General features: G+C 63.7%; 14 protein-coding genes. 8 read left to right on the forward strand and 6 right to left on the reverse strand.

All coding sequences use genetic code 11. The features are described from left to right. Window positions 1–42 precede the first annotated feature (42 nt). The gene (locus ACK56M_RS22105) at window positions 43–1,680 is read right to left on the reverse strand and encodes a phosphoethanolamine transferase (RefSeq protein ID WP_054573760.1); all 1,638 of its coding nucleotides are present in this window, start codon (window positions 1,678–1,680) and stop codon (window positions 43–45) included. A gap of 165 nt (window positions 1,681–1,845) precedes the next feature. Next, window positions 1,846–2,211, reverse strand: a complete 366-nt coding sequence (locus ACK56M_RS22110) for a 5-carboxymethyl-2-hydroxymuconate Delta-isomerase (RefSeq protein ID WP_085665276.1) — start codon at window positions 2,209–2,211, stop codon at window positions 1,846–1,848. Window positions 2,212–2,328: 117 nt separating this feature from the next. Between ACK56M_RS22110 and ACK56M_RS22115 the strand changes: the two genes are divergently transcribed. Next, on the forward strand, window positions 2,329–2,568 hold the full coding sequence (locus ACK56M_RS22115; RefSeq protein WP_054573758.1) for a YdcH family protein: 240 nt from the start codon (window positions 2,329–2,331) through the stop codon (window positions 2,566–2,568). A gap of 146 nt (window positions 2,569–2,714) precedes the next feature. On the opposite strand, the gene ACK56M_RS22120 is transcribed toward ACK56M_RS22115, so the two are convergent. Beyond that, on the reverse strand, window positions 2,715–3,899 hold the full coding sequence (locus tag ACK56M_RS22120) for a trans-sulfuration enzyme family protein (protein WP_015271358.1): 1,185 nt from the start codon (window positions 3,897–3,899) through the stop codon (window positions 2,715–2,717). A 92-nt stretch (window positions 3,900–3,991) separates the two neighbouring features. Between ACK56M_RS22120 and ACK56M_RS22125 the strand changes: the two genes are divergently transcribed. Then, window positions 3,992–4,453: an Lrp/AsnC family transcriptional regulator gene (locus ACK56M_RS22125; RefSeq protein WP_015271359.1), complete on the forward strand. Its 462-nt coding sequence runs from the start codon at window positions 3,992–3,994 to the stop codon at window positions 4,451–4,453. Window positions 4,454–4,580: 127 nt separating this feature from the next. Here the strand turns inward: ACK56M_RS22125 and ACK56M_RS22130 are convergent, their stop codons facing one another. Further along, on the reverse strand, window positions 4,581–6,911 hold the full coding sequence (locus ACK56M_RS22130; protein ID WP_411959052.1) for an FdhF/YdeP family oxidoreductase: 2,331 nt from the start codon (window positions 6,909–6,911) through the stop codon (window positions 4,581–4,583). Between the two features lie 349 nt (window positions 6,912–7,260). Between ACK56M_RS22130 and moaA the strand changes: the two genes are divergently transcribed. Together moaA and ACK56M_RS22140 are read left to right on the forward strand one after the other, a co-directional pair. After that, window positions 7,261–8,265, forward strand: coding sequence for a GTP 3',8-cyclase MoaA (gene moaA / locus ACK56M_RS22135; protein ID WP_411959053.1), 1,005 nt, complete (start codon window positions 7,261–7,263; stop codon window positions 8,263–8,265). Window positions 8,266–8,285: 20 nt separating this feature from the next. Further along, window positions 8,286–9,185 (forward strand): bestrophin family protein, encoded by a 900-nt coding sequence (locus ACK56M_RS22140; protein WP_015271362.1) that lies wholly within the window; start codon window positions 8,286–8,288, stop codon window positions 9,183–9,185. Between the two features lie 130 nt (window positions 9,186–9,315). Here the strand turns inward: ACK56M_RS22140 and moaB are convergent, their stop codons facing one another. After that, window positions 9,316–9,855 carry a molybdenum cofactor biosynthesis protein B gene (gene moaB / locus ACK56M_RS22145; RefSeq protein WP_003259533.1) on the reverse strand — a complete coding sequence of 180 codons (540 nt, stop codon included), beginning with the start codon at window positions 9,853–9,855 and terminating at the stop codon, window positions 9,316–9,318. Window positions 9,856–9,995: 140 nt separating this feature from the next. Between moaB and ACK56M_RS22150 the strand changes: the two genes are divergently transcribed. Then, window positions 9,996–10,883 (forward strand): LysR family transcriptional regulator, encoded by an 888-nt coding sequence (locus tag ACK56M_RS22150; protein ID WP_411959054.1) that lies wholly within the window; start codon window positions 9,996–9,998, stop codon window positions 10,881–10,883. On the opposite strand, the gene ACK56M_RS22155 is transcribed toward ACK56M_RS22150, so the two are convergent. Continuing rightward, complete coding sequence (locus ACK56M_RS22155; RefSeq protein WP_411959055.1) at window positions 10,871–11,653, reverse strand: helix-turn-helix domain-containing protein; 783 nt, start codon at window positions 11,651–11,653, stop codon at window positions 10,871–10,873. The two genes, ACK56M_RS22150 and ACK56M_RS22155, sit on opposite strands and share 13 nt — an antisense overlap. 380 nt (window positions 11,654–12,033) lie before the next feature. Between ACK56M_RS22155 and ACK56M_RS22160 the strand changes: the two genes are divergently transcribed. The 3 genes from ACK56M_RS22160 (at window position 12,034) to ACK56M_RS22170 (ending at window position 15,717) form a co-directional block, all read left to right on the forward strand. After that, the gene (locus ACK56M_RS22160) at window positions 12,034–13,650 is read left to right on the forward strand and encodes an APC family permease (RefSeq protein ID WP_015271365.1); all 1,617 of its coding nucleotides are present in this window, start codon (window positions 12,034–12,036) and stop codon (window positions 13,648–13,650) included. 147 nt (window positions 13,651–13,797) lie between these two features. Beyond that, a complete protein-coding gene (locus tag ACK56M_RS22165; RefSeq protein WP_061304926.1) occupies window positions 13,798–14,724 on the forward strand; it encodes a 4-hydroxyproline epimerase in 927 nt (308 codons plus the stop codon). Window positions 14,725–14,769: 45 nt separating this feature from the next. Further along, on the forward strand, window positions 14,770–15,717 hold the full coding sequence (locus tag ACK56M_RS22170; RefSeq protein ID WP_013973780.1) for a dihydrodipicolinate synthase family protein: 948 nt from the start codon (window positions 14,770–14,772) through the stop codon (window positions 15,715–15,717). The last annotated feature ends 82 nt before the right edge of the window (window positions 15,718–15,799 follow it).

A 15,799-nucleotide genomic window follows, 5' to 3' on the forward strand; every position in this document is an offset into this window, starting at 1 on the left:
GCAGCACAAGGCTGCTCCTACAGTGCCCGTGTGCAGTCAGACTCAGCGCTTGGCCGCCAGCCACGGCCGGCAGCTGGCGAACATGTCCAGCGATTGCTGGTAGACCTCGGTACGCACCTGCAACAGGCCGAGCATCGAGTGGAACAGGTTGTCCTGCGACAGCGGCGCATCGCTGAGCTTGGCCAGGCAGTCGGTGTCGACGCCGAAGTCCTCCTTGTAGCTGTCGGAGAACCAGGTCAGCAGCGGCACGTGCTTCTGCTGCTCGGGGGCGATAGCGTAAGGCGTGCCGTGCAGGAACAGGTTGTACTCACCCAGCGACTCGCCATGGTCGGACAGGTAGATCATCGCCGTGTCGACCTTGTCCTGCTTGCTGCGCAGGGTATCGATCAGCGAGGCCAGCACCTTGTCGGTATAGGCCAGGGTGTTGTCGTAACCGTTGACGATTTCCTGTTCGCTGCACTGGTCCAGCGCGTTGCTCTGGCACACCGGGGCAAAGCGCTGGTCGGCGCCGGGGTAGCGCTTGAAGTATTCAGGCCCGTGGCTGCCCATCTGGTGCAGCACCAGCACGGTGTCCTTGTCGAGGTTGTCGATCAGCTCACCCAGGCCCTGCAGCAGGATCTGGTCATGGCATTCACCATCAGCGCACAACTGCGGGTCCTTGAGTTTGCTGACATCGATGAATTGCACGCGGTCGCAGGTACCCTTGCAGCCCGATTGATTGTCACGCCACTGCACCGCCAGGCCGGTCCGCTGGAGGATGTCCAGCAACCCTTCGCGGTTCTTCGCCACGCGGGCATCGTAGTCCTTGCGCTTCATGCCAGAGAACATGCAGGGCACCGAAACGGCGGTTTCCGTGCCGCAGGAGTGAACATCGGAGAACGCCAGCAGGCCCTGCTCCCTGGCAAGGTTCGGTGTGGTATCGCGGTTGTAGCCGAGCACGCCGAAGTGATCTGCCCGCGCACTTTCACCCACCACCAGTACAGTCAGCGACTTGCGTTCATGCTTTTGCCAGGCAGCGTCACGCTTGGCATCTTCGCCGTAATGCTGGAAGGGCCGTGATGCGGTACCGACGCGCTCGCTGACATAACCGATGGAGGCACCCACGATATTGCTGGGGGTGAGCATCAGGCGCAGTTCGTGGTGGTTGCGAAACAGCGACGAAAGGCCCTGGTAGTTGACCAGTGCCACCGAGCCCAGGGCCACCACGCAGGCACTGCCAACCACCAGCTTGCCGAGCAGTTCACGGTGCCAGGCGCGATAGGCGATCGGCGCCTTCCACAACAGCAGCGAAGGCACCACACCGAGGCCCAGGATATACAAGGCAAACTTCAACGAAAGCAGGTCACGCACTTCCGCCACGTTGGTTTCCGCAATATTGCGGAACATGCCCGCGTCAATGAGTACGCCGTACTGGTTCATGAAGTAAGCCACACCCGCGCCACTCATGAACAACACGATAAGTATTGGCTTCAATACATAACGGAAGGCGAACAACGTAAGGATAAGGTTGAACGCGAACAGCATCAGCACGGCAAACGCCAGGCTCAGCCAAAGCCCCGGCAAACCGGGCGGCACGACCTGTTCGAGATGCTGCCAGAGGAAGACATTGAAGCCTATCAGCAGGTAAAGGCTGGCCAGCAGCGTGACCCATTCAGTCCGCAGGGATTTGAAGTTGAGCATCAGTGTTCGCAATCAAGAGTGATTATCAGCCCGAGGGCCTGCGCGGCACCGGGGAAACTTGGCTGAACTCTAGAAAGCGTGCCATCAATATTTTGTGAAAAAGACGCCAACAAATTCGTGAGCAGGCGCCTTTTCTACATTAAAAGAAGTTCATTCAGCGCTTGTTCAGCCTGGCAGGCGTGCCTTGGCATACGGCTCGCGGTCGATGTCCAGCACTTCCACGCACAGCTGGATATCAAGCCCGGGTTGCTCGGGGATGGCGTCACGCAACACGTCGAGCAGGCTGGTGGACAGTTGCGTCTTCACCTCGGGCGAGCGCCCGCTGAGGATGGCCAGGCGCACATGGGCAAAGGCACGCTCGCCGGGCGCGGTGCCCACCCGATAGTGCTTGAAGGCTTCGGCGCGGCTTTTGATATCGGCCTCGTCGGCGAACTGGCCACTGCCGACCAGGGCATGGTTCAGGCGCAGCAGCAGGACGTCGACATTCAGCTCACGCAGGTTGTCGCTGTATTCCAGGTTCAGGTGAGGCATGGCGCAGGTTCCGGGTCACGGGGGAGATGCGACAGCCTACCCCAGTCCCCTACCTGCGCAAAGACGACTATCCTCAAAGGTCAGAACCATCCGCCAACCCCCGACAGAGGTGAAGAAATGCCAGTTCCGCATGATCTGCTCGCTGACCTGCACGTTACCGCTGATGCATTCCAGGCGCTCATGGACAAGGACCAGACGCTGCACTCACTGCACAAGGAATACAACGCAAAAGACAAAGAGGTGGTCGCTGCCGAAGGCAACGGCACCAACGACGAAACCGTCAACCGCCTGCGCAAGGAGCGCTTGCTGATCAAGGACAAGATCGAACGGATCATTCATCCGCCCAAATCCAGATAGATACCACAGGCCTGCACGGCCCCCTGTAGGAGCGGCCTTGTGTCGCGATGGGCTGCGCAGCAGCCCCGAAAATCTCGACAGAGACATAGATTCTGGGGCTGCTGCGCAGCCCATCGCGACACAAGGCCGCTCCTACAACCGCATCATCACGAGCCAGCAGCCGCAGCCTTCAACGCCCCATCCAGGTCCTCGACCAGGTCCCGGTAATCCTCGATCCCCACCGACAACCGCAGCAGGTTCTCGCTGATCCCCATCACGCCCTTCTGCTCCGGGCTCAGCGAGCAGTGCGACATGCTCCAGGAGTGGTTGATCATGCTTTCCACCCCGCCCAGCGAGTCGGCCAGCACAAAGATCTGCAGCGCCTCCACCAGGCGGTTTAGCGCAGCCCGGTCGCCCTTGACCTTCATCGCCACCACCGCCCCGCCACTGCGCATCTGCCGTTTGCACAACTCATGTTGCGGGTGGCTTTCCAGCCCCGGGTAATACACCTGATCGATCTGCGCGTGGCTTTCGAGGAAGCGTGCCACTTGCAGGGCATTGGCACACTGGCGCTCCATGCGCACATCCAGGGTCTTCAGACCGCGCAGGGCCAGGTAGCAGTCGAACGGCCCCTGCACCGCGCCAATCGCCATGCTGATGCGGCGCAGGCGCGCCAACAGCGCATCGTTGGCAGCTACCACCACGCCACCGGTGAGGTCGGAGTGGCCGCCGATGTACTTGCTGGCCGAGTGCATCACCAGGTCCACGCCCAGGGTGATCGGGCGCTGGTTCCACGGCGAGCAGAAGGTGTTGTCGATACAGGTGAGGATGCCCCGCGCCTTGGCCAGGTCGCACACCGCCTTGATGTCGACCAGGTGCAGCAACGGGTTGGTCGGCGATTCGATCCAGATCAGCTGGGTTTCCGGCTTGATGGCGGCGGCCACCGCCTCGAGGTCGTTGAGGTCGACGTAGGTGGTGGTCAGGCCCGAGGTGCGGCTGCGGTAGTCTTCCATGATGCGGAAGGTGCCGCCGTACACGCCGTTCATCACCACCACGTGGGCATCCTTGGGCAGCAGCTCCAGCACGGTGGCGGTGGCGTTCACACCCGAGGCGCAGGCGACCGCGCCAACGCCCTCTTCCAGGGCGGCGACACAGGTTTCATAGGCATGCCGGGTGGGGTTGCCGACGCGGCTGTAGGAGTATTCCGGTTTGTCGTCCAGGCTGCGCTTGGTGAACGAGCTGGCGGTGACGATCGCCGGGAAAATAGCGTTATCGGCGACGCTGAACTGCTCACCGGCGTGAATGGTACGGGTGGCGAAATTGCGCGGCTTGTCGGACATGGTCAGGCCCATTGGCAGAGTGAAAGCTGCAACTATCGCACAACCCAAATCTTCTAGCCTTGGGGTAATCTGTGAAATATTTTTCTCCACGGCCCACGCGCGATATGGACAGCTTCGACCAGCACATTCTCACCCTGCTTCAGCGCGACGCCTCGATCTCGCTCAAGGACCTGGCCGAGGCCGTCAACCTCTCCACCACGCCGTGCTGGAAGCGGGTCAAGCGCCTGGAGGAAGACGGCTACATTGTCGGCCGTGTCGCCCTGCTCGACCCGGAACGGCTGGGGTTGGGGCTGACGGTGTTCGTCCAGCTCAAGACCCAGCGCCACGACAGCGCCTGGCTGGAGCAGTTTGCCGCGACCGTGACCGGGTTCGAGGAAGTGATGGAGTTCTACCGCATGTCGGGGGATTGGGATTACATGCTGCGGGTGGTGGTGGGGGACATTGCGGCGTATGACCGGTTTTACAAAAAGCTGATCACCAGTACTGATGGGCTGTCGAACATCACTTCCAGTTTTGCCATGGAGCAGATGAAATACACCACGGCTTACCCGGTGAACCGTTCCTGATTCCTGTATGGCAGTACCGGCCCTATCGCCGGCAAGCCAGCTCCCACAGGTACGTCACAGGTTCTGAAATCTGTGCGGTCCCTGTGGGAGCTGGCTTGCCGGCGATAGGGCCCTTGCAGGCTACCTGTCAATCCGCGGCCAGCACCGCCGCAATCCGGTTGCCGGCCTTGGCTTTCTCGACCTTGATCGCCACGAACTTCGAGGTCGGGGTATAGGTCCCCTCGCCATAGCTTTCCAGCGGCACCAGCGGGTTGGTCTCAGGGTAGTACGCCGCCGCCTGCCCCTCGGGCACGTCATACGCCACCAGGCGGAAGCCCGACACCCGCCGCTCCACGCCATCCTCCCACAGCGACACCAGGTCCACATGCTCGCCCGGCTCGAAGCCCATACGGCGGATGTCCACCTCGTTGACGAACACCACTTCACGCAGGCCGAACACCCCGCGATAACGGTCGTCCAGGCCATACAGGGTGGTGTTGTACTGATCGTGCGAGCGCAGGGTCTGCAGGATCAGGTCGGGCTTGTCGCCGCGCGCCAGCACCTTGGCATTCACCAGTTGCTCCGGCAGCCGGTGCGGGCTGAAGCACGCCTTACCTGTGGCCGTGCGCCAGGTACGGTCGGCGGCATTGTTGCCCAGGTGGAAGCCGCCCGGGTGCTGCAGGCGCTCGTTGAAAGCGGCAAAGCCGGGGATCACATCGGCAATCATGCTGCGGATGCGGCCGTAGTCGGCAACAGCGTACTCCCAGTCGATCGGCTGCTTGCCCAGGGTCGCCTGGGCCATGCCGGCGATGATCCACGGCTCCGAGCGCAGGTGCGGCGAGCGCGGGCGCAGCTGGCCGTGGGAGATGTGCACCATGCTGAAGGTGTCCTCCACGGTCACGCCTTGCGGCCCGCTGGCCTGCATGTCGATTTCGGTACGGCCCAGGCACGGCAGGATCAACGCATCGCGGCCGGTGACCAGGTGCGAGCGGTTGAGCTTGGTGGAAATCTGCACGGTCAGCGCGCAATTGCGCATGGCCGCATGGGTGCGCGGCGTATCCGGCGTGGCCTGGGCAAAGTTACCACCCAGGCCGATGAACACCTTGGCCCGCCCCTCTTCCATGGCCTTGATCGCCAGCACCGCGTTGTGCCCGTGGGCACGCGGCACGCGGAACTGGAAGCGTTTTTCGATGGCATCGAGCAGCGCCGCCCCGGGCTTCTCGTCGATGCCCATGGTGCGGTCGCCCTGCACGTTGCTGTGGCCACGCACCGGTGACAGGCCGGCGCCGGGCTTGCCGACGTTGCCGCGCAGCAGCTGCAGGTTGACGATTTCCTGAACGGTCGGCACCGAGTGGCGATGCTGGGTGACGCCCATGGCCCAGCACATGATCACCCGTTCGGCCTTGCGGTACATGCGCGCGGCCAGTTCGATCTCGGCCTGGGTCAGGCCCGATTGCTCGACGATGTGCGCCCAAGGCGTGGCATCCACGGTTTCCAGGTATGCGTCGATGCCACTGGTGTGCTCGGCGATGAAGGCATGGTCGAACACCGCCGGTTCGCCATTGGCCTGGGCTTCGCGTTCCCACTGCAGCAGGTACTTGGCAATGCCACGCATCACTGCCATGTCGCCGCCCAGGGCCGGGCGGAAGTAGGCCGTGTTGGTTGGTTCGGAGCCATTGCTGAGCATTTCGAACGGGTGCTGCGGGTGCTGGAAGCGCTCCAGGCCGCGCTCCTTGAGCGGGTTGAAGCAGACCACCTGGGCACCACGCTTCACCGCTTCACGCAGCGGTTCGAGCATGCGCGGGTGGTTGGTGCCGGGGTTCTGGCCGATGACGAAGATGGCATCGGCCAGTTCCAGATCGTGGAACACCACGGTGCCCTTGCCCACGCCGAGGGTTTCAGACATGCCCACGCCGCTGGCTTCATGGCACATGTTCGAGCAGTCGGGGAAGTTGTTGGTGCCGTAGGCGCGGACGAACAGCTGGTAGAGGAACGCCGCCTCGTTGCTGGCCCGGCCCGAGGTGTAGAACTCGGCCTGGTCGGGCGATTCGAGTGCGCGCAAGTGTTGGGCAACCAGCGCAAAGGCTTCTTCCCAGCTGGTTTCGACATAGTGGTCGGTGGCCGCGTCGTAGCGCATCGGGTGGGTCAGGCGGCCCTGGTACTCCAGCCAGTAGTCAGTCTGCTCGGCCAGCGCACTGACGCTGTACCTGGCGAAGAATGCCGGGTCCACCGAGCGGCCGGTGGCTTCCCAATTGACCGCCTTGGCGCCGTTCTCGCAGAACTTGACCATGTCGTTTTCCGGCGACTCGCCCCAGGCGCAGCCGGGGCAGTCGAAGCCGCCGTTCTGGTTGGTCTTGAGCATGGCCCGCAGGTTCTTGAAGGCATTGTCGCTGCCCAGCCAGCTCTTGGTCACGCTCTTGAGCGCCCCCCAGCCGGCGGCGGCGCCTTTGTAGTCCCTGATATGTTGGTCCTGGCTCATGCGGTGAATCCTCACGCTTCGATGCTTTTTTTCAGCCTATGGAGCGTGGGGTAGAGCCGTCCAATCGAAAGATCTTACGGGGTGATAGGCGGTTTCGATCATGGGCCGGAAATGGTGTTAGCCCGTTCGCGGGCGCGCCCGCTCCCACAGGTTCAGTGCAGTTCCCGAGAGCAGCGATAACCCTGTGGGAGCGGGCATGCCCGCGAACGGTGCGACGCGGTCAACATTTTGAAATGCGTGACCTGCAGCCATGATAGAGGCCATCGATCAATCGGTCGGACAAAGCAATTTGACGGCCCTGCGCCCAAGTTATAGCTTGGATCGAGTCCCAATCCATTCGAGCGCGAACGTGGAACAGAACAGCCGGGCCCTGATCGACGGCTTCAACCGGAAAATCGACTACCTGCGGATGTCGGTCACCGACCGCTGCGACTTCCGTTGCGTGTACTGCATGGCCGAAGACATGCAGTTCCTGCCGCGCCAACAAATCCTCAGCCTCGAGGAACTGCTCCAGGTGGCCGAGCGCTTCGTCGCCCTTGGTACCCGCAAGATCCGCCTGACCGGCGGCGAGCCGCTGGTGCGCCAGGGCATCGTCGACCTGTGCGGGCGGATCGCCGCCCTGCCCGGCCTGCGCGAGTTGTGCCTGACCAGCAACGGCTCGCAACTCGGGCGCCTGGCCCAGCCGCTGCTCGACGCAGGTGTCACGCGCCTGAACATCAGCCTCGACAGCCTGGACGCCGAGCGCTTCAAGCAACTGACCCGCACCGGCGACCTGCACCAGGTGATCGCCGGCATCGACGCCGCCCGCCAGGCCGGTTTCAAGCGCACCAAGCTCAACTGCGTAGTCCTCAAAGGCCGCAACGACCACGAACTGGTCGACCTGGTGCGCTTTGCCATCGACCGCGAACTGGACATCACCTTCATCGAAGAAATGCCCTTGGGCGTGATCAGCGAACATGAACGCGGCGAGTCGTTCTGCTCCAGTGACGAAGTACGTGTGCTGCTGGCCGAGCAGTTCACATTGGTCGAATCGACCGAGTCGTCCCAGGGCCCCGCCCGCTACTGGCGCCTGGCCGAAGCCGCCAATACTCGGGTCGGCTTCATTTCGCCACACAGCCACAACTTCTGCGCCACCTGCAACCGCGTGCGACTCACCGTCGAAGGCCGCCTGCTGCTGTGCCTGGGCAATGAACACTCGGTGGACCTGAAGCAGGTGCTGCGCGCCCACCCCGGCAACCCCGAACGCCTGGAAAAGGCCATTCGTGATTCCTTGCACCTCAAGCCCTACCGCCATCATTTCGAAGTCGGTGGCGACGTGCAGATCCTGCGTTTCATGAACATGACCGGCGGCTAGGCAGCCGTCTCTGGATTTCCATGATCGTCCACCCCACCCCCGATGTGCTGCGTGTGCTGTTCACCCTCAAGGGTTCGATCGTCAAGCGCATCGCCCTGCGTTGCCTGACGATCACCCTGCTGGCCGCGCTGATCGTGTTGGTCGAGCGGCATTTCCCGGCGTTTTTCTACCCGGTCAGCGCCACCCCGTTCACCTTGCTGGGCCTGTCACTGTCGATTTTCATGAGTTTTCGCAACAACGCCTGCTATGACCGCTGGTGGGAGGGGCGCAAGGCCTGGGGCAAGCTGATCATCGAAACCCGTTCGTTCGTGCGCGAAAGCCTGGTGATTACCGACGAAACCCTGCGTGCCGAACTGTTGCGCAGCCTGTGCGGCTTTGCCCATGCGCTGAATGCTCGGCTGCGCAGCGAGGACGAACTGGCCGCCGCCCGGCCCTGGCTGGCCCGGCCCGATGCGATCAGCCCGCACAACGTGTGCGACGCCATCCTGCGCGAAATCGGCGGGCACTGCTCGCGGCTGGCAACACAGCAGCAGATCAGTGACTGGCGCTACAGCCTGCTGGAGCAGCGGCTGGTGGGGCTGACCGAAGTGCAGGCTACCTGCGAGCGGATCAAGGGCACGCCGTTGCCGTTCCCCTACACGCTGTTGCTGCACCGCACCATCTACATCTTCTGCCTGCTGCTGCCGTTTGCCCTGGCCGAGCCGCTGGGCTGGCTGGCGCCGCTGTTCACCACCATCGTGGGGTACACGTTCTTCGGGCTGGATGCGATTGGCAACGAACTGGAAGACCCGTTCGGGCGCGATGAGAACGACCTGCCGACCGATGCCATGGTGCGGACCGTGGAGCGCGATGTGCTGGCGGGGTTGGGGGAACAACAGCTACCGCCGGTTTTGTTGCCGGTGGACCATGTATTGAGCTGAGCAATTGTTGTTGCCTGTCCTGGCCTCTTCGCGGGCTTGCCCGCTCCCACAGGGTCACCACTGCCCTCAAGACCTGTGGAGTACCTGTGGGAGCGGGCAAGCCCGCGAAGAGGCCAGGACAGACGAAAGATCAGCCCCGGCTTGCACAGGCCTCGATCGGTTTCAGGTGCTTGACGAAGTTGCACGGCCGGTGCCGCGCATCCAGCTGCTCCGCCAGGATGCCCTCCCACGCCGTACGGCAGGCCCCGGTGGAGCCCGGCAGGCAGCACACCAACGTGCGGTTGGACAGCCCGGCCAGCGCCCGGCTCTGCACGGTCGAGGTGCCGATATCGAGAATCGACAGGGCCCGGAACAGTTCGCCAAAGCCATCGATGCGCTTGTCCAGCAAGCACTCGACCGCTTCCGGCGTGCTGTCACGCCCGGTAAAACCGGTACCGCCGGTGATCAGCACCACCTGCACCTGTTCGTCGGCAATCCAGGTGGCGACCTGGGCGCGGATCTTGTAAAGGTCGTCCTTGAGCAACGCCCGCGCCACCAGGCGGTGGCCGATCTCCACCGAGCGGCTGGCCAGCAGCTCACCGGAAGTGTCGTTGTCGTAGGTACGGGTATCGCTGACTGTCAGCACGGCGATGTTGAGCGGTACGAAGACCGCATCGGGTTGGACGCGCACGGTTCGGCTCCTCGAGTGGCATTGCCGCCACGCTAGAGGCATGGCCCGGGGGCGTCCAATCGATATGGCGTACCGACTCATCAATGACATCTATCGCAGACGTGGGTTAAGGTCTGCATAACCCGATACCAGGCACCTCCATGGACATCAAGCAGCTCAAATTCCTCATCGCCCTCGACCAGACCCGCCACTTCGGCCAGGCGGCGGCGCTGTGCCATATCACCCAGCCGACGCTGTCCATGCGCCTGCGCAACCTGGAGGACGAGCTGGACCTGGTACTGGTCAAGCGCGGCCAGCGCTTCGAAGGTTTCACCGAAGCGGGCGAGCGAATCCTGGCCTGGGCCCGTACCCTGCTCGCCGCGCACGATGGCTTGCAGGCCGAAGCCGCCAGTTGCCGCGGCCAGGTGGTCGGCAGCCTGCGCCTGGGCACGGTGCCGCTGGCCAGCTTCAACCCCATGCTCCTGCTGCTGCCGCTACGTGAAAAATACCCCGAACTGCACTTCCAGATCAGCTCGCTCAGCTCGGAACAGGTTATCGACGGACTCAGCCGCAACCAGCTCGACCTGGGCATCTGCTACCTGGACCAGGTCAACACCAGCTTCTTCGAATTGATCGAACTGGGCACCACCACCATGGGCCTGCTGCACGATACCCGGCACTTCCAGTTCGCCAGCGACACCCTGCGCTGGGACGAGCTGGGCGACATTCCGCTGGGCCTGCTGAGCAAAGGCATGCACTACCGCCAGTCGCTGGACCTGAGTTTTCGCAGCCGTGGCCTGGAGCCGAATGCGGTACTGGAAAGCGACTCGAGCTTCCAGCTGATCCAAGCCATCAACACCGGCATGTGCTGTGCGGTCATGCCGCTGGACTGCGGCCTGGAAGACCTGAGCGAGCACCTGCGCATCCTGCCGGTGGCCGACGCCGCTATCCACAGCCCGGTCGGCCTGCTGCTGCGCCGCAGCGAACCGCGTTCGGCAATTGCCGAGCAGTGCTTCGATGAGGCGCGGGCGCTGTTTCAGGCCAACTGAGCGCTGGTTGCCTGGCGGTACTGGCGCGGGGTGAAGCCGGTCAGTTGCTTGAACTGGCGGCTGAAGGCGCTGTGGTCGGTATAGCCGCAGCACATCGCCACTTCAGTGATCGGCAGTTCCGAATGCAGCAAACGGTGGGCGTGCTCCAGGCGTGCCTTGTGGATCATCTGCCGTGGCGTGAGGTGGAACACCCGCTTGCAGTAGCGCTCCAGCTGGGCCACGGAAATGCCAGCGATACGGGTCAGCTCGCCCATGCTGATCGGCTGGTGGAAATGCCGCCGGATATGCTCGTCCACCGCTGCCAGGCGCTGGTAGGCGGGATGGCTGTCGGCGGCTGACTGCAAGTCGACCGAGATGCCGACCAGGCCGATGATCTCGCCAGCCTGGTTGTACAGCGGGCGCTTGTGGGTCAGGCACCAGCCAGGCTCTCGGCTGCCATACAGGTGCAGCTCCAGCTGGTCTTCCAGCACCAAACCCTCCTTGAGAACGCGACGGTCCTGCTCGGTGTAGCCGGGGCCCAGCTGTGCCGGGAACACTTCGGCGCTGGTCTTGCCCAGCAGCGGTTGCAGGCGCTTGAGGCCACAGCGCTGGACCAGGGTGTTGTTGGCCAGCACATAGCGGGCGGCCGGGTCCTTGATGAAGATCGCGGCGTTGGGGATGGCGTCGAGGATCGGCAGCAGCAGGGACACACCAGCGAGCAGGGCCTCGAGGTTGGCGGGGCGGTGCTGGTCGAGGGACTGGTACAGGGTTGCCAGGGGGGTGTCGATCATCTGTCGGTTCTCTGTTGGCTGTGCCTGCCTCTTCGCAGCGCAAGGCTGCTCCTACAAGGGGCGCGCTGCCTTCGAGACTTGTGCGGACTCTGTAGGAGCAGCCTTGTGCTGCGAAGAGCCAGGCACCAGCACTGCATCTCTCAAACCCTTGCCCAGTATGGCCTAGAGCGTATTCCACCCCCCTGCACCTAGCTACTGCTTTTTTGCAACTGTGCCGATTTCGTCATCCCCCCTGCAGAAAACCATCAAGAACCGCCGCCCCGATCGGTCCACTCTATGCCCCACGCAAGCCGCCCCAAGTCCTACAAGAGCGCGGCCCAAAAAGCCGCATCTCGTGACATCAGACCTGCCTATCCAATAACCAACAAAAAGGCGAACCCATGTCAGGCAAATTCAAAAAACAGTTGTCATTGCTGGACCTCACCTTCATCGGCCTAGGTGCCATCTTCGGCTCCGGCTGGCTGTTCGCCGCCAGCCACGTCTCGGCCATCGCCGGCCCGGCCGGCATCCTGTCCTGGTTCCTTGGCGGCTTCGCCGTGCTGTTGCTGGGCATCGTTTATTGCGAACTGGGTGCTGCCCTGCCGCGTGCCGGGGGCGTGGTGCGCTACCCGGTGTACTCCCACGGCCCGCTGCTGGGCTACTTGATGGGCTTTATCACCCTGATCGCCTTTTCCAGCCTGATCGCCATCGAAGTGGTCGCTTCGCGTCAATACGCCGCCGCCTGGTTCCCCGGGCTGACCAAGGCCGGCTCCAGCGACCCGACCGTGCTTGGCTGGCTGGTGCAGTTCGCCCTGCTGGGGCTGTTCTTCTTCCTCAACTACCGCAGCGTGAAAACCTTCGCCAAGGCCAACAACCTGGTCAGCGTGTTCAAGTTCATCGTGCCGCTGCTGGTCATCGGCGTGCTGTTCACCTTCTTCAAGCCGGAAAACTTCGAGGTCCAGGGCTTTGCCCCGTTCGGTCTGTCCGGCGTTGAAATGGCGGTATCGGCCGGTGGCATCATCTTCGCCTACCTGGGCCTGACGCCGATCATTTCGGTGGCCAGCGAGGTGAAGAACCCGCAACGCACCATCCCCATCGCGCTGATCCTCTCGGTACTGCTGTCCACCGCGATCTACGCCCTGCTGCAACTGGCCTTCCTCGGCAGCGTGCCGACCGAAATGCTGAGCAACGGCTGGGCCGCGGTGACCAAGGAACTGGCCCTGCCCTATCGCGACATCGCCCTGGCCCTGGGTGTGGGCTGGCTGGCCTATCTGGTGGTGGCCGACGCGGTGATCTCGCCCAGCGGCTGCGGCAACATCTACATGAACGCCACCCCGCGCGTGGTCTATGGCTGGGCGCAGACCGGCACCTTCTTCAAGTACTTCACCCGTATCGACGCCGAGTCCGGCATCCCGCGCCCGGCGCTGTGGCTGACCTTTGGCCTGTCGGTGTTCTGGACCCTGCCGTTCCCGTCCTGGGAAGCGCTGATCAACGTGGTTTCCGCCGCCCTGGTACTGAGCTACGCCGTGGCCCCGGTCACCGTCGCCGCCCTGCGCCGCAACGCCCCTGACATGCCGCGCCCGTTCCGGGTCAAGGGCATGGGCGTGCTCGGCCCGCTGTCATTCATCATCGCCGCGCTGATCGTGTACTGGTCGGGCTGGAAGACCGTGTCGTGGCTGCTGGCCCTGCAGATCGTGATGTTCGTGCTTTACCTGCTGTGCGGCCGCTTCGTGCCGACCCAGCACCTGTCGCTAGCCCAGCAAGTGCGCTCGTCGGCATGGCTGATCGGCTTCTACGCGGTGACCATCCTGCTTTCGTGGCTGGGCAGCTTCGGCGGCCTGGGAGTACTCGGCCACCCGTTCGACACCGTGGTCGTGGCCGCTTGTGCGCTGGGCATCTACTACTGGGGCGCGGCCACCGGCGTGCCTGCCCACCTGGTGCGCCTGGAAGGTGAGGACGAAAGCGAAGCCAGCCATGAACCTCTGGTAGGCCAGCGCCCGGCTGCACTGGCTCCGTAACGGCTACTGCCCTATCGCCGGCAAGCCGGCTCCCACAGGGGCCGCGCTGCCCAAGAGGCCGATGCAATACCTGTGGGAGCTGGCTTGCCGGCGATGAGGCCCGCACAAACAGCACAAGACTTGGCTGATCAAAGAATGGACAAGCTCATGAAACAGATTCACGTCATCGACTCGCACACCGGCGGGGAACCAACCCGCCTGGTGATGAAAGGCTTCCCGCAACTGCATGGCCGCAGCATGGCCGAGCAGCGCGATGAACTGCGCGAGCTGCACGACCAGTGGCGCCGCGCCTGCCTACTGGAGCCTCGCGGCAACGATGTGCTGGTCGGTGCACTGTACTGCCCACCGGTATCGGCCGACGCCACGTGCGGGGTGATCTTCTTCAACAACGCTGGCTACCTGAACATGTGCGGCCACGGCACCATCGGCCTGGTCGCCTCGTTGCAGCACCTGGGCCTGATCGCACCGGGCGTGCACAAGATCGACACCCCGGTCGGCCAGGTCAGCGCCACCCTGCATGAAGACGGTGCCGTCACCGTCGGCAACGTGCCGTCCTACCGCTACCGCCAGCAAGTGCTGGTGGACGTGCCCGGCCATGGTCCGGTGCGCGGCGACATCGCCTGGGGTGGCAACTGGTTTTTCCTCGTCTCCGAACACGGCCAGCGCATCGAGCTGGGCAACCGCGAGGCGCTGACCGAATACACCTGGGCGATGCTCAAGGCCCTCGAAGCCCAGGGCATCACAGGTGAAAACGGTGCCCCCATCGACCACGTCGAACTGTTCGCCGACGACGCCAACGCCGACAGCCGCAACTTCGTGATGTGCCCGGGCAAGGCCTACGACCGCTCGCCCTGCGGCACGGGCACCAGCGCCAAGCTGGCCTGCCTGGCCGCCGACGGCAAGCTCGACGAAGGCCAGACCTGGGTACAGGCCAGTATCACCGGCAGCCAGTTCCAGGGCCGCTACGAGCGCGACGGCGAACGCATTCGCCCGTTCATCACCGGCCGCGCCTACATGACCGCCGACAGCACCCTGCTGATCGACGAACAGGACCCGTTCGCCTGGGGCATCTGACCCCGGCTTTTTCCAAAAAAACGAATATCGCGAGGAGTGACAACAATGACCAACAACATCTTCACCGGCACCATGCCCGCCCTGATGACCCCCTGCACCGCCGAGCGCAAGCCGGACTTCGACGCCCTGGTGCGCAAGGGCCGCGAACTGATCGAGGCCGGTATGAGCGCCGTGGTGTACTGCGGCTCGATGGGCGACTGGCCGCTGCTGACCGAAGCAGAGCGCCAGGAAGGCGTGGCGCGCCTGGTGGCCGCCGGCATCCCGACCATCGTCGGCACCGGCGCGGTGAACACCCGTGAAGCAGTATCCCACGCCGCCCACGCGGCCAAGGTTGGTGCCGCCGGCCTCATGGTCATCCCTCGCGTGCTCAGCCGCGGCGCCTCGCTGATTGCCCAGAAGCACCACTTCTCGGCCATCCTGGCAGCCGCACCGAAGCTGCCGGCGGTGATCTACAACAGCCCCTACTATGGCTTCGCCACCCGCGCCGACCTGTTCTTCGAACTGCGCAGCGAGTTCCCCAACCTGATCGGCTTCAAGGAGTTCGGCGGTGGCGCCGACCTGCGCTACGCCGCCGAGCACATCACCTCCAAGGATGACGACGTGACCCTGATGGTCGGCGTCGACACCCAGGTGGTACATGGTTTCGTCAACTGCAACGCCACCGGTGCCATCACCGGCATCGGCAACGCCCTGCCGCGTGAGGTGCTGCACCTGGTGAGCCTGAGCAAACAGGCGGCCAAAGGTGATGCCAAGGCCCGCCGCCTGGCGCGTGAACTGGAGGCGGCGCTGGCGGTGCTGTCGTCGTTCGATGAAGGCTGCGACCTGGTGCTCTACTACAAGCACCTGATGGTGCTGAACGGTGACAGCGAATACAGCCTGCACTTCAACGAGACCGACGTGCTGACCGACGCCCAGCGCAACTATGCCGAGCAGCAGTACGCGCTGTTCCGCAGCTGGTACGCCAGCTGGTCGGCTGAGCAGAACCTGGCCTGATCACCTGATTCCAGGCCGAGCCGCAGCCCTGTGGGAGCGGGTTCACCCGCGAACACCGGCGAAGCCGGTGCCAGGCACCGAG

The sequence above is a fragment of the Pseudomonas sp. s4 genome (genome assembly GCF_046764235.1).
GTDB lineage: Bacteria > Pseudomonadota > Gammaproteobacteria > Pseudomonadales > Pseudomonadaceae > Aquipseudomonas > Aquipseudomonas asiatica.

Bases quoted from the DNA above. Each gene is read 5' to 3' on its own strand.
- ACK56M_RS22160 (WP_015271365.1), top strand. From the start codon at position 12,034: ATGTCAGGCAAATTCAAAAAACAGTTGTCATTGCTGGACCTCACCTTC.
- ACK56M_RS22155 (WP_411959055.1), bottom strand. From the start codon at position 11,653: ATGATCGACACCCCCCTGGCAACCCTGTACCAGTCCCTCGACCAGCAC.
- ACK56M_RS22130 (WP_411959052.1), bottom strand. From the start codon at position 6,911: ATGAGCCAGGACCAACATATCAGGGACTACAAAGGCGCCGCCGCCGGC.
- ACK56M_RS22170 (WP_013973780.1), top strand. From the start codon at position 14,770: ATGACCAACAACATCTTCACCGGCACCATGCCCGCCCTGATGACCCCC.
- ACK56M_RS22105 (WP_054573760.1), bottom strand. From the start codon at position 1,680: ATGCTCAACTTCAAATCCCTGCGGACTGAATGGGTCACGCTGCTGGCC.
- ACK56M_RS22115 (WP_054573758.1), top strand. From the start codon at position 2,329: ATGCCAGTTCCGCATGATCTGCTCGCTGACCTGCACGTTACCGCTGAT.
- ACK56M_RS22165 (WP_061304926.1), top strand. From the start codon at position 13,798: ATGAAACAGATTCACGTCATCGACTCGCACACCGGCGGGGAACCAACC.
- ACK56M_RS22140 (WP_015271362.1), top strand. From the start codon at position 8,286: ATGATCGTCCACCCCACCCCCGATGTGCTGCGTGTGCTGTTCACCCTC.
- ACK56M_RS22125 (WP_015271359.1), top strand. From the start codon at position 3,992: ATGGACAGCTTCGACCAGCACATTCTCACCCTGCTTCAGCGCGACGCC.
- ACK56M_RS22120 (WP_015271358.1), bottom strand. From the start codon at position 3,899: ATGGGCCTGACCATGTCCGACAAGCCGCGCAATTTCGCCACCCGTACC.
- ACK56M_RS22150 (WP_411959054.1), top strand. From the start codon at position 9,996: ATGGACATCAAGCAGCTCAAATTCCTCATCGCCCTCGACCAGACCCGC.
- ACK56M_RS22110 (WP_085665276.1), bottom strand. From the start codon at position 2,211: ATGCCTCACCTGAACCTGGAATACAGCGACAACCTGCGTGAGCTGAAT.